This window comes from Pantoea sp. CFCC18177 (assembly GCF_059412425.1).
Genome location: NZ_JBNBPL010000007.1, coordinates 30,683 through 53,427, shown reverse-complemented (window position 1 = coordinate 53,427; position 22,745 = coordinate 30,683). Strand labels below are relative to the sequence as shown.

Annotated in this window: 22 protein-coding genes and 1 tRNA gene; 16 read left to right on the top strand and 7 right to left on the bottom strand. The window is 54.7% G+C overall.

Annotated features, from left to right (window positions below; all coding sequences use genetic code 11):
- Positions 1-21: 21 nt before the first annotated feature.
- From ACPUC8_RS09170 to ACPUC8_RS09155, 4 genes are all read right to left on the bottom strand, one after another.
- Positions 22-369: a DUF4156 domain-containing protein gene (locus ACPUC8_RS09170; RefSeq protein WP_039327428.1), complete on the bottom strand. Its 348-nt coding sequence runs from the start codon at positions 367-369 to the stop codon at positions 22-24.
- A 314-nt stretch (positions 370-683) separates the two neighbouring features.
- The gene (gene groL / locus ACPUC8_RS09165; RefSeq protein ID WP_039327426.1) at positions 684-2,336 is read right to left on the bottom strand and encodes a chaperonin GroEL; all 1,653 of its coding nucleotides are present in this window, start codon (positions 2,334-2,336) and stop codon (positions 684-686) included.
- 45 nt (positions 2,337-2,381) lie between these two features.
- Positions 2,382-2,675 carry a co-chaperone GroES gene (locus ACPUC8_RS09160; protein ID WP_021507766.1) on the bottom strand — a complete coding sequence of 98 codons (294 nt, stop codon included), beginning with the start codon at positions 2,673-2,675 and terminating at the stop codon, positions 2,382-2,384.
- A gap of 192 nt (positions 2,676-2,867) precedes the next feature.
- Entirely contained in the window at positions 2,868-3,320 is a 453-nt protein-coding gene (locus ACPUC8_RS09155; RefSeq protein WP_039327422.1) for an FxsA family protein, read from the bottom strand.
- Between the two features lie 374 nt (positions 3,321-3,694).
- On the opposite strand from ACPUC8_RS09155, the gene aspA reads away from it, so the two are divergent.
- The 5 genes from aspA (at position 3,695) to ACPUC8_RS09130 (ending at position 9,339) form a co-directional block, all read left to right on the top strand.
- Positions 3,695-5,131 carry an aspartate ammonia-lyase gene (gene aspA, locus ACPUC8_RS09150; protein ID WP_007886584.1) on the top strand — a complete coding sequence of 479 codons (1,437 nt, stop codon included), beginning with the start codon at positions 3,695-3,697 and terminating at the stop codon, positions 5,129-5,131.
- Positions 5,132-5,397: 266 nt separating this feature from the next.
- Positions 5,398-6,699: an anaerobic C4-dicarboxylate transporter gene (locus ACPUC8_RS09145; RefSeq protein ID WP_494926079.1), complete on the top strand. Its 1,302-nt coding sequence runs from the start codon at positions 5,398-5,400 to the stop codon at positions 6,697-6,699.
- Positions 6,700-6,782: 83 nt separating this feature from the next.
- A complete protein-coding gene (locus tag ACPUC8_RS09140; RefSeq protein ID WP_494926078.1) occupies positions 6,783-8,483 on the top strand; it encodes a protein-disulfide reductase DsbD in 1,701 nt (566 codons plus the stop codon).
- Between the two features lie 66 nt (positions 8,484-8,549).
- Positions 8,550-9,128, top strand: a complete 579-nt coding sequence (dicD, locus tag ACPUC8_RS09135; RefSeq protein WP_494926077.1) for a division control transcriptional repressor DicD — start codon at positions 8,550-8,552, stop codon at positions 9,126-9,128.
- 135 nt (positions 9,129-9,263) lie between these two features.
- A tRNA-Phe gene (locus tag ACPUC8_RS09130) sits at positions 9,264-9,339 on the top strand.
- Positions 9,340-9,582: 243 nt separating this feature from the next.
- Here the strand turns inward: ACPUC8_RS09130 and ACPUC8_RS09125 are convergent.
- Positions 9,583-9,981, bottom strand: a complete 399-nt coding sequence (locus tag ACPUC8_RS09125) for a (R)-mandelonitrile lyase (protein ID WP_039336699.1) — start codon at positions 9,979-9,981, stop codon at positions 9,583-9,585.
- A gap of 421 nt (positions 9,982-10,402) precedes the next feature.
- Here ACPUC8_RS09125 and ACPUC8_RS09120 point away from each other — a divergent pair, with 421 nt between their 5' ends.
- Both ACPUC8_RS09120 and ACPUC8_RS09115 read left to right on the top strand, forming a co-directional pair.
- Positions 10,403-11,914 (top strand): MFS transporter, encoded by a 1,512-nt coding sequence (locus tag ACPUC8_RS09120; RefSeq protein ID WP_494926076.1) that lies wholly within the window; start codon positions 10,403-10,405, stop codon positions 11,912-11,914.
- A gap of 12 nt (positions 11,915-11,926) precedes the next feature.
- Positions 11,927-12,622, top strand: a complete 696-nt coding sequence (locus tag ACPUC8_RS09115) for an RraA family protein (protein WP_058970650.1) — start codon at positions 11,927-11,929, stop codon at positions 12,620-12,622.
- A 95-nt stretch (positions 12,623-12,717) separates the two neighbouring features.
- Here the strand turns inward: ACPUC8_RS09115 and ACPUC8_RS09110 are convergent, their stop codons facing one another.
- On the bottom strand, positions 12,718-13,638 hold the full coding sequence (locus tag ACPUC8_RS09110; RefSeq protein ID WP_494926075.1) for a DMT family transporter: 921 nt from the start codon (positions 13,636-13,638) through the stop codon (positions 12,718-12,720).
- Positions 13,639-13,895: 257 nt separating this feature from the next.
- On the opposite strand from ACPUC8_RS09110, the gene ACPUC8_RS09105 reads away from it, so the two are divergent.
- The 4 genes from ACPUC8_RS09105 to ACPUC8_RS09090 are packed head-to-tail and all read left to right on the top strand — an operon-like array spanning position 13,896 to position 17,223.
- Positions 13,896-14,735 carry a transporter substrate-binding domain-containing protein gene (locus ACPUC8_RS09105; protein WP_039337325.1) on the top strand — a complete coding sequence of 280 codons (840 nt, stop codon included), beginning with the start codon at positions 13,896-13,898 and terminating at the stop codon, positions 14,733-14,735.
- A 2-nt stretch (positions 14,736-14,737) separates the two neighbouring features.
- On the top strand, positions 14,738-15,448 hold the full coding sequence (gene pxpB, locus ACPUC8_RS09100) for a 5-oxoprolinase subunit PxpB (protein WP_494926074.1): 711 nt from the start codon (positions 14,738-14,740) through the stop codon (positions 15,446-15,448).
- Positions 15,445-16,431 carry a 5-oxoprolinase subunit C family protein gene (locus ACPUC8_RS09095; RefSeq protein WP_494926073.1) on the top strand — a complete coding sequence of 329 codons (987 nt, stop codon included), beginning with the start codon at positions 15,445-15,447 and terminating at the stop codon, positions 16,429-16,431. The genes pxpB and ACPUC8_RS09095 overlap by 4 nt, the downstream gene beginning before the upstream one ends.
- Positions 16,432-16,452: 21 nt before the next feature.
- Positions 16,453-17,223 carry a 5-oxoprolinase subunit PxpA gene (locus tag ACPUC8_RS09090; protein ID WP_494926072.1) on the top strand — a complete coding sequence of 257 codons (771 nt, stop codon included), beginning with the start codon at positions 16,453-16,455 and terminating at the stop codon, positions 17,221-17,223.
- A 57-nt stretch (positions 17,224-17,280) separates the two neighbouring features.
- Here ACPUC8_RS09090 and ACPUC8_RS09085 read toward each other — a convergent pair whose 3' ends face one another.
- On the bottom strand, positions 17,281-18,483 hold the full coding sequence (locus tag ACPUC8_RS09085; RefSeq protein WP_494926071.1) for a pyridoxal phosphate-dependent aminotransferase: 1,203 nt from the start codon (positions 18,481-18,483) through the stop codon (positions 17,281-17,283).
- A gap of 450 nt (positions 18,484-18,933) precedes the next feature.
- On the opposite strand from ACPUC8_RS09085, the gene nac reads away from it, so the two are divergent.
- The 5 genes from nac (at position 18,934) to ACPUC8_RS09060 (ending at position 22,745) form a co-directional block, all read left to right on the top strand.
- Entirely contained in the window at positions 18,934-19,857 is a 924-nt protein-coding gene (nac, locus tag ACPUC8_RS09080) for a nitrogen assimilation transcriptional regulator NAC (RefSeq protein WP_039334112.1), read from the top strand.
- 114 nt (positions 19,858-19,971) lie between these two features.
- Positions 19,972-20,385: an acetyl-CoA carboxylase biotin carboxyl carrier protein gene (locus ACPUC8_RS09075; RefSeq protein ID WP_494926070.1), complete on the top strand. Its 414-nt coding sequence runs from the start codon at positions 19,972-19,974 to the stop codon at positions 20,383-20,385.
- Between the two features lie 128 nt (positions 20,386-20,513).
- The gene (locus ACPUC8_RS09070; protein WP_039334110.1) at positions 20,514-21,266 is read left to right on the top strand and encodes an SDR family oxidoreductase; all 753 of its coding nucleotides are present in this window, start codon (positions 20,514-20,516) and stop codon (positions 21,264-21,266) included.
- A 22-nt stretch (positions 21,267-21,288) separates the two neighbouring features.
- Positions 21,289-21,984 (top strand): amino acid ABC transporter permease, encoded by a 696-nt coding sequence (locus tag ACPUC8_RS09065; protein ID WP_039334109.1) that lies wholly within the window; start codon positions 21,289-21,291, stop codon positions 21,982-21,984.
- A gap of 5 nt (positions 21,985-21,989) precedes the next feature.
- On the top strand, positions 21,990-22,745 hold the full coding sequence (locus tag ACPUC8_RS09060; RefSeq protein ID WP_058970639.1) for an amino acid ABC transporter permease: 756 nt from the start codon (positions 21,990-21,992) through the stop codon (positions 22,743-22,745).

The window sequence follows — 22,745 nt, the reverse complement described above, 5'->3', positions numbered from 1 at the left end:
TTTCATATTCATTCCGTGCCATTAAGGGCACTTATACACCTGACCAGACATTTTGCTGTCAAGCGGTGCAAAAGCAGACAGCAGGTTCTGCGTTGGGCTGGTTGCACCGTAAATCACGTTGCCGCCCATTTCTGCCGCACGGTTACGCAGGTCATTGGCTGCGCCACGCAGAGAACTGCCTTCACCGCCTGAACCGCTCAACCAGTTGCTCTGTGAGCCGGTGACGTTACCCAGAAGCTGACATTGGCTGCCAGGCTGTTGGTCGACGAAGGTCACACGTTCGCCGCCTGAACTCAGTTGATTGGAGCTGCTGCAGCCCGCCAGCAGTAAAGTCCCTACCGCCAGTCCGAGCAAGAGGTTAATCCGCATTGTAATCCCCATTTATTATCATCAGTGTCGGGCGGCAGCGTAGCAGAAAAACGCACATTTTTTCTGAACATTCATTGCCACCTACCCTAAATAGTTCCAGGTGCAGAAAGGCGGCAAGGGCATGAATCCCCAAGAGCTTACTCCAGTAAGTGACTGGGGTGAATGAACGCAGCCAACGCATCTGCAGCCAGAAATATGACGGGTAAAACCCGCAATATTGCGCTCCTACTTATACCTTGTTCGCCGCCAAAAGAAAAACCCCCGACCGTTTCCAATCGAGGGTTTTTCACATGACTTAAGCAGTCAGGGGCAAATTACATCATGCCGCCCATTCCGCCCATGCCACCCATGCCGCCAGCTGCGCCTAAATCAGGTGCATCGCCTTTAGGCAGGTCGGTCACCATCGCTTCGGTGGTGATCATCAGACCGGCAACAGAAGAGGCGTACTGCAGCGCAGAACGGGTCACTTTAGTTGGGTCCAGGATACCGAAGTCGATCATGTTGCCGTACTCTTCAGTCTGCGCGTTGTAACCGTAGTTGCCGTCGCCCGCTTTCACGTTGTTAGCAACCACAGATGGCTCTTCACCGGCGTTAGACACGATCTGACGCAGTGGAGCTTCCATTGCGCGCAGCGCAACTTTGATACCCACGTTCTGATCTTCGTTCTGACCTTTCAGGCCAGATGCTGCGATTTTCGCCGCAACACGCACCAGTGCAACACCACCACCAGCAACCACGCCTTCTTCTACCGCAGCACGGGTTGCGTGCAGGGCATCTTCAACGCGCGCTTTCTTCTCTTTCATTTCAACTTCAGTGGCTGCGCCCACTTTCAGAACGGCCACGCCGCCTGCCAGTTTCGCTACGCGCTCCTGCAGTTTTTCTTTGTCGTAATCAGAGGTCGCTTCTTCGATCTGCTGACGAATCTGCGTTACGCGGCCCTGAATTGCGCCTTGATCGCCTACACCATCGATGATGGTAGAGGTATCTTTGTTGATCACAACACGCTTAGCCTGACCCAGATCTTCCAGGGTGGCTTTTTCCAGGTCCAGACCGATCTCTTCAGAAATCACGGTACCACCGGTCAGGATAGCGATATCCTGCAGCATGGCTTTACGACGGTCGCCGAAACCAGGTGCTTTAACAGCAGCCACTTTCACGATACCGCGCATGGTGTTCACCACCAGAGTCGCCAGTGCTTCGCCTTCAACATCTTCAGCGATGATCAGCAGTGGTTTACCGGCTTTCGCAACCGCTTCCAGTACTGGCAGCAGTTCACGGATGTTAGAGATTTTCTTATCAGCAAGCAGGATGTACGGTGCATCCAGTTCGATAGCGCCGGTTTCTGGCTTGTTGATGAAGTATGGAGACAGGTAGCCACGGTCAAACTGCATACCTTCAACCACGTCCAGCTCGTCTTGCAGGCCGGTGCCTTCTTCAACGGTGATAACGCCTTCTTTACCCACTTTTTCCATCGCATCAGCGATCAGGGTACCGACGGTTTCATCAGAGTTAGCAGAGATGGTACCAACCTGTGCAATCGCTTTGGTGTCCTGGCAAGGTACAGACAGGGTTTTCAGCTCTTCAACGGCTGCAGCAACGGCTTTATCGATACCGCGCTTCAGGTCCATTGGGTTCATGCCAGCCGCAACAGCTTTCAGACCTTCGTTGACGATAGCCTGCGCCAGTACGGTTGCAGTGGTCGTACCGTCACCTGCAGCGTCGTTCGCTTTAGAGGCAACTTCTTTCACCATCTGTGCACCCATGTTTTCGAACTTGTCTTCCAGTTCGATTTCACGCGCAACAGAAACACCATCTTTGGTGATGGTCGGTGCACCAAAAGATTTATCCAGAACCACGTTACGGCCTTTCGGGCCCAGGGTAACTTTTACTGCATCTGCCAGTACATTCACGCCACGCAGCATTTTTACGCGTGCGTCATTACCGAATTTTACGTCTTTAGCTGCCATTTCAAATATCCCTTAAATTCGTTTCGTTCAGTGAATTACGCGTAATTACGCTTCGACAATCGCCAGGATGTCGCTTTCAGAAATGATCAGAACTTCTTCGTTGTCGATCTTTTCAGTTTTAGCACCGTAGCCTTCGCTGAAGATAACCAGATCGCCAACTTTCACGTCCAGTGGCTTAACATCGCCGTTTTCCAGGATGCGGCCATTGCCAACAGCCAGGACTTCACCGCGAGTGGATTTACCAGCTGCTGAGCCGGTCAGAACGATACCGCCAGCAGATTTAGCTTCAACTTCTTTACGCTTGACGATAACGCGATCGTGCAACGGACGAATTTTCATTTGGTAGCTCTCCTTTGAGAAGTCCAATCATTCATTTTGGGGTTGAACCGGACTGCATGGCTTCCGGCCTCGTGGAGAGAGAGATAGGGTCAGGAAAAACGGCTTTCAAGGGGCAAAAAATAAAAAATTTTCGTTTTTGTAACCGTTGACGAAAAAGACAGCAAAAAGGCGGCTTGCGCCGCCTTCGATAACTCAGTGATCTTTGTCGTGCCCGATACGATCCTGATCTTTACGCTCATATTCACCATCCATGGTGAAACCACTGTCTGGCCCCGCGCCCGGCCCCCGCCACACACGTAAATGTGGCATCAATTTCAGCGTCAGATGCTTCTGCACCGGCGGCAACAGCAGCAGTAAACCGAGGAAGTCGGTAAAGAATCCCGGCAGCAGCAATAAGAAACCAGAGATGATGAGTGAAACGCTTTTGGTCATCTCCGCTGCTGGGCTTTCGTTACGCGCCAGCTTCTCCTGCATCAGGCGGAAGTTCTTCATGCCTTGGTTTTTCACCAGCGAAACACCAATGCAGGAGGTGAAAATCACCAGCAGCATGGTGAGCAGCACGCCCAGCGCATGCGCGACCTGAATGAAAATTGAGATCTCAATCCAGGCCAGAACAAAAAAAATCACGAACGGTATCCAGCGCACCGATATCTCCTGTGAGTAGAGCTGCCTCGCTATTTGCCAGGCAGCAGAATGGGATGGTCTGTAAGACCGTATTGATAGAGATGGGCATCTGAACCCATGATTTCAACCGATCCTGCCAAATTTTTCCCACTGACTTAAAATTGCGAACTACATCACATATCGTTATTACCGCTGGGCCAGCAAATGCCCGTAAAGTGATCTGTGCACAAACAATTCTGTAACAACAGAATATGATCGTGCCCGCCAGCCCGAAGATGGATAAAATGTCGGTGCGGGTATTCCACGACAATATAATTGCTTCACCTGCACAGTGATTGCCGCCGACCATCCCGGTCGCCTGGCAGCCACACCGCAGAAATAATAAGAAGGTAATCATGGCGAACAACATTCGTATCGAAGAAGACCTGTTAGGCATGCGCGAAGTTCCGGCAGACGCTTACTACGGTGTTCATACTCTGCGTGCGATTGAGAACTTCTACATTAGTAATAATAAAATCAGCGACATACCGGAATTTGTTCGCGGTATGGTGATGGTGAAAAAAGCAGCCGCGCTCGCCAACAAAGAGCTGCAAACAATCCCTCGCAACATTGCTAACACTATTATTCAGGCCTGTGATGAAGTGCTGAATAACGGTAAATGCATGGATCAGTTCCCGGTTGACGTCTATCAAGGCGGCGCGGGGACTTCGGTTAACATGAACACTAACGAAGTGCTGGCGAACATCGGCCTTGAGCTGATGGGCCACCAGAAAGGTGAATACCAGTACCTCAACCCCAACGATCACGTGAATAAGTGTCAGTCAACTAACGATGCTTATCCCACCGGTTTTCGTATCGCGGTTTACGCCTCCATCCTGAAACTGCTGGACGGCATTAGCCAGCTGAGCGAAGGCTTCCAGCGTAAAGCGGTCGAGTTCGAAAACATTCTGAAGATGGGCCGTACGCAGCTTCAGGATGCGGTGCCGATGACGCTGGGTCAGGAGTTCCACGCCTTCAACGTACTGTTGAATGAAGAAACACGCAGTATTCTGCGCACCGCAGAACTGCTGCTGGAAGTGAACCTTGGCGCGACCGCAATCGGTACCCGTCTCAACACCCCTGATGGCTATCAGCAACTGGCGGTACAGCGCCTTGCTGAAGTCAGCAACCTGCCGGTGGTGCCTGCAGAAGATCTGATCGAAGCCACCTCGGACTGTGGTGCCTACGTCATGGTGCACTCAGCGCTGAAACGTCTGGCGGTGAAACTGTCGAAGATTTGTAATGACCTGCGCCTGCTCTCCTCCGGGCCACGTGCGGGCCTGAACGAAATCAACTTGCCTGAACTGCAGGCAGGTTCATCGATCATGCCAGCCAAAGTGAACCCGGTCGTGCCAGAAGTGGTGAATCAGGTCTGCTTCAAAGTCATCGGTAACGATATTACCGTCACCATGGCCTCAGAAGCGGGTCAGTTGCAGCTGAACGTCATGGAGCCGGTCATTGGCCAGGCGCTGTTCGAGTCGATCAGCATTCTGACCAACGCCTGCTTCAACCTGCTGGAAAAATGCGTTAACGGCATTACCGCCAACAAAGCGGTGTGTGAAGCTTACGTATTCAACTCGATTGGTATCGTCACCTATCTGAACCCCTATATCGGCCACCACAATGGCGATATCGTCGGCAAGATTTGTGCAGAAACCGGTAAGAGCGTACGTGAAGTGGTGCTGGAGCGCGGCCTACTGACCGAAGCAGAGCTGGATGATATTTTCTCTATCCAGAACCTGATGCATCCGACTTATAAAGCCAAACGCTACACCGACGAAAACGAACAGTAATCCGTTCCGGATCAAATCGCCAAAAGCACGCTTGTATACAATACGGCGTGCTTTTTTTCTTATGGCGACCATACCCAAAATAATTCGAGACCCCTCATGGGGCCTACTCTTGGTTCAGAAAGGCGGCAAGTGCATGAATCCTCAGGAGCTTACTGAAGTCAGTGACTGAGGTGAATGCACGTAGCCAACGCACCTGCACCTTGAAGTAGGAAGGGTATACAATTTTAAGAGTCTGGATCTCCCCCCATGGCTCAGGAGCGGAATGAATGGTAGGTGTGGAGTTATTGATTGTTCTGCTGGCAATCTGGCTCGGTGCGCGTTTAGGCGGCATTGGAATTGGGTTTGCTGGCGGTTTTGGCGTACTGGTGCTGACACTCTGCTTCGGCATGAAACCCGGTGCCATTCCCTTCGATGTGATCGAAATTATTATGGCGGTAATCGCCTCGATTGCCGCGATGCAAATTGCCGGCGGGCTGGACTATATGGTGGGTCTGGCCGAACGCTTGCTGCGCCGACATCCGCGTTACGTCACCTTCCTTGCACCACTGGTCACTTATGTGATGACGCTGCTGGCTGGCACAGGGCACACCGCGTTCTCCACGCTGCCGGTGATTGCTGAAGTCGCTAAAGAACAAGGTGTTCGCCCCTCGCGCCCGCTGTCTATTGCCGTCGTCGCCTCGCAGATCGCCATTACCGCTTCCCCGCTTTCCGCCGCCGTGGTGTTCTTTGCATCGATTCTTGAACCGCGCGGCATCAGCTATCTGGCACTGCTTGCCGTGTCAATCCCCGCCACCATGGCCGCCATTTTCTGTGCAGCGGTGATCACCAGCTTCCTCGGCAAAGAGTTGCAAGAGGACGAGGTTTACCAGGCGCGTCTGGCCAAGGGGGAAGTCACACTACGCGGCGAACGTGTTTATGACATCAAACCGGGCGCCAAACGTTCTGTGCTGCTGTTCCTGTTGGGGATTGCAGCCGTAGTGCTGTACGCCACAGCAATCAGTGACAGCGTCGGACTGATCAGCAACCCAGTGTTGCCGCGTAACGAAGCGATTGTGGTCTTTATGCTGACCGTCGCGACCCTGACCTGCCTGACGTGCAAAGTGGATACCGGTGAGATCCTCAGTGCCAGCACCTTTAAATCTGGCATGAGCGCCTGTATCTGTGTGATGGGCGTCGCCTGGCTCGGTGATACCTTCGTTAAAGCGCATCTGACCGATATCCAGACCGTCGCGGGCGATATGCTGCAAAGTTATCCCTGGATGCTGGCGCTGGTGCTGTTTTTCGCTGCTACCCTTCTTTATTCACAGGCCGCCACCACCAAAGCGCTAATGCCCGCCGCCCTGATGTTAGGCGTATCACCGCTGGCGGCCGTCGCTTCTTTTGCCGCCGTCTCCGCGCTGTTTGTTTTGCCGACCTATCCCACGTTGTTAGCGGCAGTAGAGATGGATGACACCGGCTCCACCCGAATCGGCAAGTTTGTTTTTAACCACTCCTTTATTATCCCCGGCGTGTTGGCAATCGCCTTCTCGGTGGCGTTTGGCTTCCTGTTTGGTAGCCTGATTCTTTAGCGCCGTTACATCCTGAAAACCTCGAGGCGAGGCGGCCGTGTTATCATCGCGGCCTATTTGCCAACGGAGCTGATTACATCGTCATGGCTGCACGACTCTCCCGCCTGATGGGCCTTTGCTATGCGCTGCTGTTTTGCCTTTCCGCGCACGCGAATATTTTCTCACCCAATAACAACAGCCGCTTTGTGCCGGTCGACCAGGCCTTTGGCTTTGATTTCAGCCAGCAAGGTAACCAGCTGACGCTGAGCTGGAAGGTGAAGGATGGCTATTACCTCTATCGCCAGCAAATTCACGTCACCCCGCAACAGGCGCAGATAGCACCGCTAAACCTGCCAGCGGGCAAGCCGCATGAAGATGAGTTTTACGGCAAAAGCGAAATCTATCCGCAGGATCTGCAACTGCCGGTCACGCTACGTCAGGCCGATGCAGGTTCAACGCTTACAGTGACGTATCAAGGCTGTGCTGCTGCCGGGTTCTGCTATCCACCTGAAACCCGCTCTGTGCCGCTGAATCCTGTCGCGCTGAATTCCGCTGCGCCAGCGGTCACGGCTCAACCTGGCCCCTCTTCAACGCCTCTGCCCTTTTCACCGCTGTGGGCGCTGCTGATTGGTATCGGTGTCGCCTTCACGCCTTGCGTATTGCCGATGTATCCGCTGATCTCCAGCATCATTCTGGGTGGGCCACGTCGCTATTCGATGGGTCGCCTGTTTGCGCTGGCAATGGTATATGTGCAAGGGATGGCGCTGACCTATACCCTGCTTGGCATGGTCGTTGCGGCGGCTGGCTTACGCTTCCAGGCTGCGCTACAACATCCGTATGTGTTAATTGGCTTGTCGGTGCTGTTTATCGTCCTGGCCCTGTCAATGTTTGGCCTGTTCACTTTGCAACTGCCCTCCAGCCTGCAAACCCGCTTGACGCTCTGGAGTAACCGCCAACAAGGTGGCTCGCTGCCTGGCGTGTTTATGATGGGTGCGCTGGCAGGATTGATCTGCTCGCCCTGCACCACCGCGCCGCTTAGCGCCATCCTGCTGTATATCGCCCAGAGCGGCAATCTGTGGGCCGGTGCCGGCACGCTATGGTTATACGCGTTCGGTATGGGCCTGCCGCTGATTGCCGTCACGATGTTTGGTAACAAGCTGCTGCCAAAAAGTGGCCCCTGGATGCAGAGCGTAAAAGAGGGTTTTGGCTTTGTGATTCTGGCATTGCCGGTGTTCTTGCTGGAGCGCGTCATCGGCGATACCTGGGGGTTGCGTCTCTGGAGCCTGCTTGGCTTGGCCTTCTTTGCCTGGGCGTTCAGCCTCAGCCTGCGTGCGCAGGGCAAATGGCGCATCCTGCAAATCGTGATGCTGGCGGCGGCACTGGTGGCCGCGCGTCCGCTGCAAGACTGGGCCTTTGGCAGCAGCAGCAGTGTGCAATCCGCTGCCCATCTGCCCTTCAAAACCATTGCCAGCAGCGAACAACTGGATAGCGCCTTGCAGCAGGCACAGGGCCGCATCACCATGGTTGATCTCTACGCCGACTGGTGCGTGGCCTGCAAAGAGTTTGAAAAATACACCTTTAGCGACCAAGGCGTGCAAAACGATTTGAGCCAGATACAGCTGCTGCAAGCCAACGTCACCGCCAACAGTGCGCAAGACAATGCACTGCTACAGCATTTACAGGTGCTTGGATTACCGACCATCCTGTTTTTTGATGCGCAGGGTAAAGAGATCCCTGATTCGCGTGTGACCGGTTTCCTGAGTGCCGCAGACTTCAGCGCGCATTTGCACAATCTGCCGCGTTAAACGACACTGGTTGCAGGACACTGCCCGTTCGCCCGCGAGCGGGCCCGCACTCCAGAGGAGAGTCACTTGCAACGTGAACAGATTCTTGAGCATGCGCTGAATGTGCTTGAGCAGAGCGGATTAGCCGCCACCACTTCCCTGCAACAGTTGGCCGGCGAGACCGGGCTAACAAAGGAACAGCTTGAGCGTTACTGGCCCGACCGTGATGCCCTGCTGTATGACGCCCTGCGTTATCACGGCCAGCAAATCGATAGCTGGCGCCGTCAGGTGCAGCTCAATGAACATCTCACTCCCGCTCAAAAACTACTGGCGCGCTATGAAGTGTTGAGTGAACACGTCAATAAAGGGCGCTTCCCCGGCTGCCTGTTTATCGCCGCCTGTAGTTTCTATCCGCAACCCGATCAACCGGTGCATCAGCTTGCCGAGCAGCAAAAACGCAGTTCATGGCAGTTTACTCATGAGATCCTGGTGGATTTGGCGCTGGATAACCCCAGCATGGTGGCCGATCAGATGGAGCTGATCCTTGAGGGCTGCCTCAGCAAACTGCTGGTGAAGCGTAACGTACAGGACGTAGCGACCGCTCGCCGCTTGGCCGAGGATGTGCTGAGCATAGCGTTGTGTCGTCAAAACGGCGCACTGAGCTGATCCACGGGCGTGGTAAAGCGCAGGGTGATATTTTGGTCAGCCTGCCTGAAAAGCAAGCAATCAGTCACGATTGCACCGTTTTTTTGACGAAAGCCGTTGACGGTTGTGAGCCATTAAGGTTTAATGCGCCCCGTTGCCCGGATAGCTCAGTCGGTAGAGCAGGGGATTGAAAATCCCCGTGTCCGTGGTTCGATTCCGCGTCCGGGCACCAACATTCTGAAAACCCAGCTTATGGCTGGGTTTTTGCTTTTCTGCGTTTGTCATTCTGTTCCCCCCTCCCTGCCATCAACTCAAAGCGCTGCTTATGTTCCAAATTTGGCACTTAACTCGTCCTATACCGATTAAAGTGCCAGAAAAGGAACGTTATTAAACTTCATATCTTGATAGCTAATACAAACAACAGCTGGTTTTGAGACTTTGAATTACGGGATGCCTTGCAGCATCCCTTAATAGACTACAACCGATAATCCTCGTCACTCACCTGCTCCATCCAGGTCACCGGGCTGCCGTCCACCGATTCAGCAATGGCGATATGCGACATCGCGTTATCCGGGGTTGCGCCATGCCAGTGCTTCACACCCTCTGGGATCCAGATAATGTCACCTTGATTCATCACCTGAATCGCCTCACCTTCACACTGAATCCAGCCTTGCCCATGCACAATAATCAAAGTTTGTCCGAGCGGATGCGTATGCCATGCAGTCCGCGCGCCCGGCTCGAATGTCACCGTTGCGCCACCTACGCGTGCAGGGGCATCAGCCTGGAAAGGGGCATCCAAACGCACCGTACCGGTGAAATACTCTGCTGGACCTTTACGTGAGGGTACGGAGCCGTTTTTGATGAATCGCAACATGGTTTTTGTCCTCTGTTTTATCAATGACTCTACTGTAGCAAAGGGGACTGGATGCGATTAAGACAACAATCACGCAAGCGCCTATGAGCAGGACTCATAAGATCATACCGATTACCGTTACAGGGTCTGTCAGGGAAGAATAGGATGTTTTAAAACTATTCTTTTAAGGGGAAACAATAAAACAACCTCAGGTCATAATATTAATTTATTCCCCCATAAAAAATTTCAATAAAATTATTTATCAGATAGTTAACGCATCCCTAAATAATATTTCGTGATCGTGACTTCGTAAGCCGTAACACACACTCCGTAACACGCCATTTATCCCGTATTCTTGCTCAAACAGAAAAATAACCTCTGATACCCGGCTGTTGATAACAGCCGGGATCCCCCTACTCTGTCATTGCATCGGGAGTGAATTATGCCTGAAGAGATGATCGCGTTGCCGTGGTATAAAAGGCTTAACCGCCAGCAATGGAAGGCATTCTGGGCTGCATGGATGGGATATTTGCTGGACGGATTTGACTTCGTCATTATTACCCTGGTGCTTACCGAAATAATGGCTGAATTTCATGTTTCGACAGCAGAAGCCGCGGCCTTAATTTCCGCTGCTTTTATCTTACGCTGGTTTGGTGGATTAGCGCTGGGTGCAATGGGTGATAAATATGGCCGAAAAAGCGCCATGATCACCAGCATCATATTATTTGCTGGCGGAACATTCGCCTGCGGTATTGCGCCGAATTATACATGGATGTTTATTGCCCGTGTTCTGGTCGGGATTGGCATGGCGGGTGAATATGGCACCAGTTCCGCTTATGCCATCGAAACCTGGCCAAAAGACATGCGTAACAAAGCCAGTGCCTTTCTTAATTCAGGGTTCTCCGCTGGCGCTATTTTATCGGTGCTGGCTTACAGTTGGGTGGTGCCGCTATGGGGCTGGCGAGCGCTGTTTTACCTCGGCATCATCCCGGTGTTTTATGCCTTATGGCTACGACGTGCCATCCCAGAAGCTGAAGAGTGGGCCGCCGCGAAGGCGAAAGCCTCACAACCCGCCGTCACCATGATTGATGCGCTGTTTCGCAGCCCCAATCGCTTACGGAATAACCTCAACATACTGCTCGGGATTGTTGCTGCCGTTGCGCTCTACTTCTGTTTCGATCATCAAAGCTCCGGTTGGGCAACCGCGCTGTTAGCCATCACCACGGCCGCTATTTTTATTCGCTTCCTGGTGCAGAGTGGCGGCGATCGCTGGCCCACCAGCCTGATGCTAACGGTGACGATTATTTGCGTCTTCCTTTACGGGTGGCCGATCCATGCGCTGTTACCGACTTACCTGAAAACCGATCTGCACTATTCACCTGAGGTGGTGGCGTTAGTGTTCTCCTTCAGCCGCTTTGGCATGGGGCTGGGCTGTTGCGTGGCGGGCATTGCTGCCGATCGGATAGGCACACGCAAAACCTATGTTCTCAGCCTGTTAGTCGCCCAGTTGCTGATCATCCCGGTGTTTATGCTGAACGGCTCGAATGTGTGGTTGCTGTGCCTGCTCATCTTCTTGCAGCAGCTATTCAGCCAGGGTGTCGGCGGGCTACTGGCGAAAATGATCAGCGGCTATTTCGATACCGAACAGCGTGCCGCCAATCTCAGCTTTATCTACAACATCGGCTCGCTGGGTGGTGCATTAGCACCGGTGTTGGGTGCACTGATCGCGCAGCATGCGTCGCTGGGCGGTGCACTGGGTGGACTCTCCTTTGGCTTGACCTTCGTGGTGATGCTGCTGATTGGTTTTGATATGCCTTCCCGCGTGCAGCGCTGGCTGAAACCGCAGGCACTTCGCCATTACGACACCGTCGATGGCACGCCACTCTCCGGCGCATTCACCCGTGAAGAGCGAGCCAATCCCTCTCTTACCCCTATAAACCCAAGTAAATCCTGACAGGAGAATAAAATGACCGCAGGAAACCGTATTTATCTTCGTCGCCCAGCTGATGCCGAACCCTTACTGGAAGCCTTTCGCTGTTTACCCGCCGCGGTGGTCGCGGACTGCATGAGCCGCCTACCCGCGCTGTCAGCGGAGATCAGCCTGAAAACCGCGCCACAAAAACCGATCATGTGCGGTCTGGCAGTCACGGTGAAAGCACGTTCCGGCGATAACCTGATGTTGCACAAAGCGCTGGATATGGCCGGGCCAAACGATGTGATTATTCTGTCGAATGAGGGCGACCGCAGCCAGTCATTGATGGGTGAAGTGATGGCCACTTACGCCAGACAGCGTGGCATGGAAGGGATTGTACTGGATGGCCCGGTACGTGACATCGACGGCTTATCACGCATGGACTTCCCGATTTATGCCGCTGGGCATACCCCCGGCGGTCCGTTCAAAGATGGCCCAGGCGAAATTAACGTGCCGATTGCCTGCGGCAAAATCCATGTCTCGCCTGGCGACATTGTGCTGGGTGATGCCGACGGTGTGATTATCATTCCACGTCAGGATGCGGCACGCATTCTTGAAGCGGCACAGGCCTATTTAATCGTGGATGAGCGTAACTTCGAGCTGGCAAAAACCGGTTCGCTGGAGCGCGGCTGGCTGGCAGAGACGCTGCACAATAAGCAGGTCGAGATTATTGATGATATTTACCGTTAAGGGTTAAGAGGCGCGATTAATCGCGCCCCTACATTAGACGTGCAAGACGGTAGCTAAGAATGGACAGATATATTCCTTGCGGCGCGAGGTACATATCACGGCGTGGTGCTCACCATCGCCAACTTGCGCTGCCGGTTTTCGCGCCACACCGCAAAAATCCCAGCCAGCGCCACAATCGATGCGCCAAAGATGGTGGTGCTACCAGGCAAGCTGTTGAGGAACAGATAACCAATCAGCATCGACCATACCAGCGTGGTGTAATCAAAGGGGGCGAGTAATGAGGCATCGGCATAACGCAGGCTCAGCGTGACCAGAATTTGCGCCAGCCCACCAAACAAGCCACACCCCACCAGCAACAACAGCTGCAAGCCGGTAGGTTTCGCCCAACCAAAGAACGCGGTCGCCAGGCCAATCAGCGTGGTCATCAATGAAAAATAGAACACAATCGCGCCGGGCTTTTCGATGCCATTAAGGAAGCGGATCTGCACATTGGAGGTCGCCGTAAAGAGTGCCGCAATCAGCGCAAACGCCACGCCAAGGCTGGCCGTCGCACTGCTGGCACCGCCTGCCAGCACACCACCGCTGGCCGCGAGGCTGGACGAGAGCATGATCAGAATGCCGGATAATCCCACCACGACCGCCACCCAGCGGGACACTCGCACTCGCTCTTTCAGCAGCATCGCCGCCATCATCACCGTAAACAAAGGCGCGGCATAGCTGAGCGCTGTGGCATCGGCTAACGAGATATACACCAGCGCCAGATAGTTAAAATACATGCCGCCAGTGCCGGAAAAACCACGAATGAAATGGCCAAACAGGTTGCGCGTCTTGAGGTTTTCCAGCACGTTTCCCTGGAATTTCAGCCAGATCAGCAAGGGGAACAGCGCGATAAAACTGCGGAAAAAGATCACTTCGCCAGTGGGCATTGCGCCATTGAGGCCTTTCACACAGGCCAACATCAAAGTGGCGCAGAGCGCGGCAAATATCTTCAGTAACACGCCTAAACGGGGATTCATGCGCTTTCTCTTCTCTCTACTGCGTGCAATCGGCAGGATTGCCGAGAGGACAACGCGCTTCACACTAAGGAGAAAACTGTGCGCTGGATAACACTTTTTCGCTCTACCTGAATAGAAATAACTTATCGCCTTGGGTCATATCATTTCCCTATTGCATGCAACGCTTTCCCTCTTTTTCGACGTAAAACAAAGCCGATATAGTCCAGAAAAGCGAACTTTTGCGCTGCGAGGCAGCATCCACTATTGAGGGAATGCACATGACCATGAAAAGACGTACTACCATCGGGTTGGCACTGCTGCCACTGCTGGCGATTTCGGCGGCGCAGGCAGACATGATGGCGAACATTAAATCCAGCGGCGAACTGAAGTGTGCCGTTTACTCTGACGTGCCTCCGTTCTCTTCACCGGATCCACAAACGCGCCAGCTGGCTGGGATGGATATCGATCTCTGTACCGCGTTAGCCAAACATATGGATGTCAAACTCACGCTGGTGCCGACATCCGTTGAAGCACGTATTGCCGTTATTGCCACCGGCCGCGCCGATGTGTTGATTGCTAACCTCGCTTACACCAAGACCCGTGGTAATCAGATCCAGTTCAGCGATCCCTACTACGTCGCGAAGGAGATGTTGCTGGTCAAAGCTCCGCTGGCGGATAAGCCTTTAAGCTACTTCCAGGGCAAACGCATCAGCGCCACCAAAGGCACCACTTCTGAGCAGTCGATCCATATCAAGGGCGGCAAAGCTGTGACCTTCCAGGATTCCGCTTCTGCGTTCCTGGCGCTGGAACAGAACAAGTCTGTCGGCTTCGTCACCAACACCATGACCGGTATCAAAACCATTGCTCAGGCGAAAAAAGACGGCATCGATCTGGCGATGATCAAAGAGCCGATGGCGCTGGAGCCGATTGGTGTCGGCATGAAGAAAGATGAACCGGCGCTGCTCGCCAGCGTCAACAGTGGCCTGAAAGCCATGGACGATGACGGCACCATCGATAAAATCTGGAACACCTGGATTGGGCCAAACACCGAATACAAGATGGTGCGTGAAGAGCGCGTACAGCCGCTCTCCAGTCTGAAATTTGAACCGCTGGAATAACCATGCCCGTGATGTCGCCATCTGATATCCAGCCCGCCAGTGCCCCCGCGCTGGCTTGCTCCTCCGCGATTACCCTTTCCACCATCGGCGCGCGTGCGTGGCTGGTGGAAGCCCCGGGTGGGTTTGATCTCTCCGCCCAACGCCGCATCTGGTCACTGGCACGTCTGCTGCAAGCGGATGAAGCCGTTGAAGCCTTGATTCCTGGCGTCACCAATTTGCTGGTGCTGTTCCGCCACATCCCTGTTGATGAAGCCGCCGTTCGTCTTAGCCTGCAAGTGGCGTGGGATCAGGCTCAGGCGACCAGTCCGCAAGGCAAACTGATTGAAATCCCGGTGCATTATGGCGGCGAACACGCGATCGATATCGATGCGGTCTGCCGCCACACCGGCTTTAGCGCGCGCGAAGTGGTGCGTCGCCACCATCAGAGCGAATACACGGTGTTCGCCCTGGGCAGTGCGCCAGGCTTTGGTTATTTGCACGGGCTGGATCCGCAGCTGGCTACGCCAAGGAAGAAAGTACCGTCGCTAAGTATGTTGAAAGGCACGGTGACCATTGGTGGCGCGCAGGCGGGTGTGTCAGCGCTGACCGGCCCCAACGGCTGGAACGCTATCGGCTTTGCCGAACTGGATGTGTTTGATCCCTTGGCAGCCTCGCCAGCCTTGATGGCACCGGGCGATCGTATTCGTTTCCTGCCGCAGAGGATTGAACTGTGATTGAGATTGAACAAAGCGGTGCGCTTAACACAGTGCAGGATCTGGGACGCTTCAATTTTCGCCATATGGGCGTCTCGGTCAGTGGTGTGATGGATCCCCTGGCATTGCGCGCGGGCAATCTGTTGCTGGGGAATGAAGAGAATGCCGCGGCGATCGAAGTTCAACTGTTCCCGTTTCGCGTACGCTTTCTGCAAGACACCAGTATCGTCGTGACGGGCGCAGACTGCCGTACCACGCTGGATGGCGTCCCCCTGCCGCCTTGGTGGGGTTGTGGCGTGCGGGCGGGCCAGGTACTGGAAATGCGTTACCCTCGTAGTGGCGCGCGCGGTTATCTTTGCATCGCGGGCGGCATTGACGTGCCCGTGGTGCTGGGTTCACGAAGCACCGCACTGCGCGGCAGCTTTGGTGGACTGGAAGGCCGTCCATTACAACGCGGCGATCGGCTGCCGCTGGGTGAATCGCACGCCTCAGCCCTTCCCGCCAGTGGGATTGGCATCGAACCGCCGGACAGCGCCCTGAGCGCGCATTTCCCGCGTAACAGTGCCGGTGAGATTCAGCTGCGCGCGATTCCATCGGGTGAATATCCGCTGTTTGCTGCTGATGCACCGCGCTTCTGGCAACAATCCTGGCAGGTTTCCAACCAAAGCAACCGTACCGGTTATCGGCTGGCGGGCGATCCGATTTTCCCCTCTGAAACCATCGAAATGCGCTCCTATGGCCTGATACCGGGCATTGTGCAGGTGCCACCTGGCGGCGAACCCATTATTCAGTTGAGCGATGCTAACACCGCAGGCGGTTACCCGAAGATTGCCGGGGTGATCGAGCAGGATCTGTGGCGTTTGGGACAAGTGCTTCCCGGCCAGTCGATCCAGCTGATCCAGAGCGATGCGCGTGAAGCGATAGCGATCGATCAGGAAGTCACACGCTGGCTCAGCCGTCTGCGTCTCAGTTGCCCGCCGCTGCGCAAAGCGTTGACGGCATAACTTTCGTAAGGAACCCAAACCATGAAGATTGATGTGAATTCCGATATGGGCGAAGGCTTTGGCGTTTATCAACTGTGCGATGACGCTGCGTTAATGAAGGTGGTTTCATCAGCCAATATCGCCTGCGGATTCCACGCGGGCGATCCGGCGATCATGACCAGGATGGTACGGCTGGCCAAAGAGAACGGTGTTGGAATTGGCGCCCATCCCGGCCTGCCCGATCGTCAGGGTTTTGGCCGCCGTGAATTACCGTTCAGCGCCGAAGAGATTTGCCAGCAGGTGGCGTATCAACTGGGTGCGCTGACGGCGATTTCCCAGGCGGAAGGCACCAAAGTGTCACACTTCAGCTTCCATGCAGCGATGGGCAATATCGTCAATCGCGATGAGGCACTGGCACAGCAGGTGATGGCGCTGATCGCCCGCATCAATCCAGATCTGATTGTGTTTGCCCAACCCGATACCATTATTGAGCGTGCGGCACAGCAGGTGGGACTGAAAACCCTGACGCTGTTCCTGGCGGATCGCGCCTATGATGCGCAAGGGCGTTTAGTGCCGCGCGGCATTGCCGGTTCAGTGATTAAAGAAGAGACCGCGCTGCGCGCCCGCGTGCGCCAGTTCCTGCAGCATGGCACCGTGACCACGTTCGAAGGGGAAGAGATTAGCGTGCGTGCGCGCTCGATTCTGGTACACAGCGACACGCCGGGTTCACTGGCACTCGCAACTATTGTGCGCAGCGAAATTGAAGCCAGCGGCCATCAGGTCGCCCCCGCAGCAGAAGTCGTCGCGCAGTAATCACGAACCAAAAAATGGCCGCTTTACGCGGCCATTTATCTCTCTCGTCTATATCCCTTAACGGCAACCGGCGCAGAACGCTGCGATGCGATCACAACCGGTTTGCAAACGCTCCATGCTGGTGGCGTAAGAAATACGGAAGAAAGGACTCATCCCGTAAGCGGCGCCCTGCACCGTCACCACGTGCTGCTCTTCGATCAGCGCCAGCACAAAATCAGCATCATTGGTGATCAATCGTCCACCCGCGCTGGTTTTGCCAATCAATCCTTCAATATTTACAAACAGATAAAACGCGCCCTCTGGCTTATGGCAGCGTAAACCGTCAATCGAGGTCAGGCGCTCCAGCACGTAATCACGGCGCTCACGGTAAATACCTGCACGCTCCTGCAGCAGATCCTGTGGGCCTTCCAGTACCGCCACCGCTGCGGCTTGCGTCAAAGTGCACACACCACCACTGTTCTGCGTATTGACGTTACTCATGGCTTTAATCAGGGGGGCTGGACCACCACAGAAGCCGAGGCGCCAGCCCGTCATTGAATAGGCTTTCGACACGCCGTTCACCGTCAGCACGCGGTCATACAGGCGTGGCTCAACCTGCGCCAGGGTGTAAAAACGCACGTCGTCATAAATCAGGTGCTCATAGATATCATCGGTCATGATCCACACCTGCGGATGGCGCAGCAGCACCTCGCCCAGCGCCAGTAGCTCAGCTTTGCTGGCAACCGAACCGGTAGGGTTACTCGGATAGTTCAGCAGCAGCCACTTGGTCTTATCAGTGATGGCAGCATCAAGATCGGCGGGCAACGGCTTAAATCCGTTCTCCTGCGCGCACGGTAGCGGCACGGGCACGCCGCCAGCAAATTTCACGATATCGGCATAGCTGATCCAAGACGGCGTAGGGATAACCACTTCGTCACCCGGATTGATGGTGGCCATGATGGCGTTAAAGATGATCTGCTTCGCGCCACCCGCGGTCAGAATCTGGCTAACGTCATAATCCAGCTGATTGTCACGCTTGAACTTCAGTTGAATCGCTTTGCGCAGTGCAGGCGTACCGTCGGTTGGCGGATAACGCGTATCACCCGCGCGCGCGGCGGCGTAAGCGGCTTCAATAGCATGAGGCGGTGTGGGGAAATCAGGTTCACCGGTGGAGAGCGCCACCACATCCACGCCCTGCGCCGCGAGGTCGCGCGCTTTCTGGGTCATGGCTACGGAGGCGGAAACGGTGACATTCTTTAATCGATCGGCTATCTCGGGCATGGTCCATCCTGGGTTCGGTGTCAGTTTCCCTGAGCATAGGATTAGGGCCGAGGCCACGATAATAGAGCTTTGTTGTGGTGATATAACACAAAGCGATGACTGGACCGACTCCACACTTTTGTCATAAAGGTTTGGGATTGGCATAAAATTGCGCGGCAGGTCACGCCCATGCGCCTGACGCAATGTTAATAAAGTGTTACTTTTATCCGCGAGCCACATCTCGAACCCACGATTTTCCTTGCCCGCCATTGGCAATGCTGATGGGTCAAATGCACCCTTTCGGTGCATCGCTGCTTTTTTCAACACCCGCCAGATCGGCGGATCGCAAACTCAGCACCAGCCTCAGGAGGCCCGGTAGCCGTACCCTCCTGTCTGAGTTCAATCACGAAAGCTTATATTGGCATCAACTTTGCTTGATATCGATATGCGTTCTGTTGGAGGGAAGTGCCCATGAATCTTCGTCGCCTGAAGTATTTTGTTAAAATTGTTGATGTCGGTAGCCTGACTCAAGCCGCAGATATTCTGCATATCGCTCAGCCTGCGCTCAGTCAGCAGCTGGCCACGCTGGAGGGGGAAGTCAATCAACAGTTATTGATCCGTACCAAGCGCGGGGTCACGCCAACCGAAGCAGGCAAAACACTCTATTCTCATGCCCAGTCCATTTTGCGCCAGTGCGAACAGGCGCAAAGTGCGATTGATTTGGTGGGTGCATCTCTCAGCGGCAGCGTCTCGGTGGGTCTGGCACCTGGCACCGCCGCGCAAAACCTCGCGTTGCCGCTGATGATGGAAGTGCAGCAACAGCATCCTGGCATCGTGCTGTATTTCAATGAAAACTTCGGCACCACGCTCAGCGAATTGATCATGAATGGACGCATGGATATGGCAGTGATCTACGATCATCGCAGCATCCATGGCCTGCGCTTCATGCCGTTGATGAAAGAAGATTTATGCTTCGTCTGCCCGTTCAGCCTGGCGAAACCGGTTAAAGAAATTCCGCTGGCACAGGTTGCACAATACGACCTGTTCCTGCCGCGCATTTATAACATCATGCGCAAAGTACTGGATGATGCCTTCACGCAAAACAACCTGCAGTACCGCGTGAAATGCGAGATCGAATCACAAACCACGTTGAATGCCGCCCTCAGCGCAGGTTTAGGCACCACCATCATGCCGGAGTCTGCCGCACGTGCGCTGCTGAAAAACGGTGATACCTGGATGGCGAAGATAGTTGAGCCAGATGTACAGGCCTCACTGTCGTTCTGTATGTCCGACCACCTGCCGCTCTCCCAGCCAGCTGAAGCAGTGAAATCGATTCTGCTGTCGTTGATGTCTCGTCGCAATGTCGAGAACCATCCGCTGACCCTGGTGGGATAAGACCCGCTTATTACCGCAAAGCGAAACCCTCTTACAGCCCGCCTGACGAACGCGCTAGATTGATTTGGTCTGTTGCCCGCGAAGGCGGGCGTGTTTCGCTTTGACGGGAACCCCATGGAAAAAAACGCGATACCGCTGCCGACGCTGCGTGCGTTGGCGCGCAAGATGCAAAGCTCCGGCCTCAACAGTCTGGCACTTGAGGGCAAACAGTGGTCAGTGCGTCTGACCTTCGCCCCAGCACATCCCTCCCCCGTTATCCTGGCAGAGGAAATCCCACCGGCGACACAGGTGATTGGCGCACCCATGCCCGGTACGCTGCTGCGCCGCCATCCTCTTAGCCAACAGGATTTTGTTCAGCCCGGTCAGCAGGTAGAAGCTCAGGATCTGCTCGCCATGGTGCAGGTTGGCCCCTTGTATGTTCCGGTGCTCAGCCCGCTAAAAGGGCGTGTACACCAACTGACTCACCCCTCAAACAGCCCGGTTGAATATGCAGAAGAAATCATGACTATTCAGTCAGATAGTGAGTAAATAATCGGGTTATAAGGGGCACTTATCGCCTCAAAGTTTTTATGTCTTATGCCCTTGCGGCATAACTGCATAAAGTCAAAAAAGACCAATTACGCCGACAACACCTTCGGCGAGACGAGGAGAGGCAAATGCCATTTTCAGATTATAAAACCGCGCTGGTCACTGGCGCATCCGCCGGTATGGGCGAAGCGATTGTTGAGCGTCTGTGCAAAGAAGGGATTACCGTGCACGCCGTCGCGCGTCGCAAGGAACAACTGGCCGCACTGGCCGATCGCACTGGCTGCATTCCCCATGCGGTAGACGTCAGTGACGTTAATGCGCTGACGGCACTGTGCAAAGATCTCGAGATCGACATTCTGGTGAATAACGCTGGCTTGTCGCACCCTGGCTCAATCCTCGACGCAGATGAGAATGTGGTGGAGACGCAAGTTGACGTCAACCTGCGTGCGGTTTTACACCTGTGCCGTTTGCTGGTCCCTGGCATGGTGGCTCGTGACCGTGGCCATGTGTTCAACATCACGTCGATTGCCGCGATTTACAACTTCAACGGCAACTCGGTGTACCACGCCACCAAAGCCGGTGTGCATGCCCTGTCACGCCAGCTACGCGTTGACTGTTATGGCAAACGCGTGCGTATCACCGAAATCTGCCCTGGCCGTGTCGCCACCGATATCTTCGGCAACGTCTCTGGCGACCACGATGACGCTCGCCGCCGCTTCATTGATGGCTTCGAACTGCCGCAGGCCAAAGACATCGCCGACTGCGTAGCCTTTGCGCTCTCTGCCCCGGTGGCGGTGAATATCGGCAACATCGAAATCACCCCGACGCTGCAGGTGCCGGGCGGTCTTTCCACTATGCGACCGGGCGACCGCACCGCGTAATACCGTACTAAGAGGTCACTGTATGGCACTTGATTTCAGCAGTGTGATAACCGGCCATTACGGCCAGATGATCGTTGACGGAACGGTGGTCACCCTTGAACTGGCGTTAGGTGCCTGGCTGCTGGCAATGGTTCTTGCCCTGCTGCTGGTGGTGATCCGCCTGACGGAAAATCGTATTGCCGTTGGGCTGGTCAAAGCGTATGTCTCCTATCACCGTAATGTGCCCACCTTAATTCAGTTAATGATGTGGTACTTCGCGATCCCTACGCTGCTGCCGGAATCCGTGCAGATGCTGATAGTCGATTACAACGCTGAGTTTCTGTTCTCACTGGTTGCGCTCGGACTGTGTCAGGCCGCCTATTTCTCCGAAGACATTCGCAGCGGCCTGCGCGCCATTCCAGATGGACAAAACGAAGCGGCTCGCGCACTGGGCATGAGCTATGTGCGCGCCATGCGATCCGTGATCCTGCCACAGGGCATTCGCAACGCGCTGCCATCCGTCATTAACCACACCGTGCTGCTGTTTAAAAACACCAGTCTGGCGATGGTCATCGGTGTGGCGGAGCTGACCTATGTCACCCGTGATATTGAGAACCAGACTTTCCGTACCTTCGAGTCCTACTTAGTGGCAACCGTGGGTTACCTGTTCTTCTCCCTGCTGCTGATGGGCCTTGGCGCGCTGCTGGCCCGCCGCTTCCAACGCGTCTACGCGAGGTAATGGCGATGTTTGAGATTTTCACCATTTTGCATGACAACGGCATGCTGCTGTTAATGGGCCAGTACCCTAATGGCCCGCTGGGCGGCGTGCTCTGTACCCTGCTGATTTCAGTGCTGGCCGTGCTCTTTGCTTTCCCCATCGGGGTGCTGCTGGGTCTGGCGCGACTGTCTCCGTGGCGCTGGCTGAGCTGGCCTGCCACCTGCTGGGTCTATTTGCTGCGCGGCATTCCCCTGATGATGGTGGTGTTCTGGACCTACTTCTGCGTACCGCTACTGATTGGCCACAACATCAGCGGCTTCGCCACCATGCTGTGTACGCTGGTGATTTACGAAAGTGCCTACATCGCCGAAATCGTACGTGGCGGCATTCAGGCCTTGCCACACGGACAGTATGAGGCCTCACGTGCGCTGGGTATGAGCCACCTCAAAACCTTGCGTTTGGTGATTCTGCCGCAGGCGCTGTTCAACACCTTGCCAAGCCTGGTGAGCCAGTTGGTGTCGATCATCAAAGACTCGACGCTCGGCTACGTGATTAACGTACCGGAGCTGACCTTTGCCGCGAATCAGGTGAGCAACCAGTTACTGACGAAACCGTTCCAGGTATTTGCGATTGTGGCGCTGAGCTATTACGTCATCTGCTTCAGCCTCACCTGGCTTGCCAATAAACTCGAAGCGCATATTGCGCAGAAACGTCGCCAACCGCCGCAGGCCAATGCCAATGTGGCACCCGCGGTGATGCTGACTAAAACCTCTTCGCAATAA

What these genes read in the sequence shown, in the direction of transcription:
- ACPUC8_RS09170 (WP_039327428.1), bottom strand. Translation starts at nt 369, where the DNA reads ATGCGGATTAACCTCTTGCTCGGACTGGCGGTAGGGACTTTACTGCTG.
- groL (WP_039327426.1), bottom strand. Translation starts at nt 2,336, where the DNA reads ATGGCAGCTAAAGACGTAAAATTCGGTAATGACGCACGCGTAAAAATG.
- ACPUC8_RS09160 (WP_021507766.1), bottom strand. Translation starts at nt 2,675, where the DNA reads ATGAAAATTCGTCCGTTGCACGATCGCGTTATCGTCAAGCGTAAAGAA.
- aspA (WP_007886584.1), top strand. Translation starts at nt 3,695, where the DNA reads ATGGCGAACAACATTCGTATCGAAGAAGACCTGTTAGGCATGCGCGAA.
- ACPUC8_RS09145 (WP_494926079.1), top strand. Translation starts at nt 5,398, where the DNA reads ATGGTAGGTGTGGAGTTATTGATTGTTCTGCTGGCAATCTGGCTCGGT.
- ACPUC8_RS09140 (WP_494926078.1), top strand. Translation starts at nt 6,783, where the DNA reads ATGGCTGCACGACTCTCCCGCCTGATGGGCCTTTGCTATGCGCTGCTG.
- ACPUC8_RS09125 (WP_039336699.1), bottom strand. Translation starts at nt 9,981, where the DNA reads ATGTTGCGATTCATCAAAAACGGCTCCGTACCCTCACGTAAAGGTCCA.
- ACPUC8_RS09120 (WP_494926076.1), top strand. Translation starts at nt 10,403, where the DNA reads ATGCCTGAAGAGATGATCGCGTTGCCGTGGTATAAAAGGCTTAACCGC.
- ACPUC8_RS09115 (WP_058970650.1), top strand. Translation starts at nt 11,927, where the DNA reads ATGACCGCAGGAAACCGTATTTATCTTCGTCGCCCAGCTGATGCCGAA.
- ACPUC8_RS09110 (WP_494926075.1), bottom strand. Translation starts at nt 13,638, where the DNA reads ATGAATCCCCGTTTAGGCGTGTTACTGAAGATATTTGCCGCGCTCTGC.
- ACPUC8_RS09105 (WP_039337325.1), top strand. Translation starts at nt 13,896, where the DNA reads ATGACCATGAAAAGACGTACTACCATCGGGTTGGCACTGCTGCCACTG.
- pxpB (WP_494926074.1), top strand. Translation starts at nt 14,738, where the DNA reads ATGCCCGTGATGTCGCCATCTGATATCCAGCCCGCCAGTGCCCCCGCG.
- ACPUC8_RS09090 (WP_494926072.1), top strand. Translation starts at nt 16,453, where the DNA reads ATGAAGATTGATGTGAATTCCGATATGGGCGAAGGCTTTGGCGTTTAT.
- ACPUC8_RS09085 (WP_494926071.1), bottom strand. Translation starts at nt 18,483, where the DNA reads ATGCCCGAGATAGCCGATCGATTAAAGAATGTCACCGTTTCCGCCTCC.
- nac (WP_039334112.1), top strand. Translation starts at nt 18,934, where the DNA reads ATGAATCTTCGTCGCCTGAAGTATTTTGTTAAAATTGTTGATGTCGGT.
- ACPUC8_RS09075 (WP_494926070.1), top strand. Translation starts at nt 19,972, where the DNA reads ATGGAAAAAAACGCGATACCGCTGCCGACGCTGCGTGCGTTGGCGCGC.
- ACPUC8_RS09070 (WP_039334110.1), top strand. Translation starts at nt 20,514, where the DNA reads ATGCCATTTTCAGATTATAAAACCGCGCTGGTCACTGGCGCATCCGCC.
- ACPUC8_RS09065 (WP_039334109.1), top strand. Translation starts at nt 21,289, where the DNA reads ATGGCACTTGATTTCAGCAGTGTGATAACCGGCCATTACGGCCAGATG.
- ACPUC8_RS09060 (WP_058970639.1), top strand. Translation starts at nt 21,990, where the DNA reads ATGTTTGAGATTTTCACCATTTTGCATGACAACGGCATGCTGCTGTTA.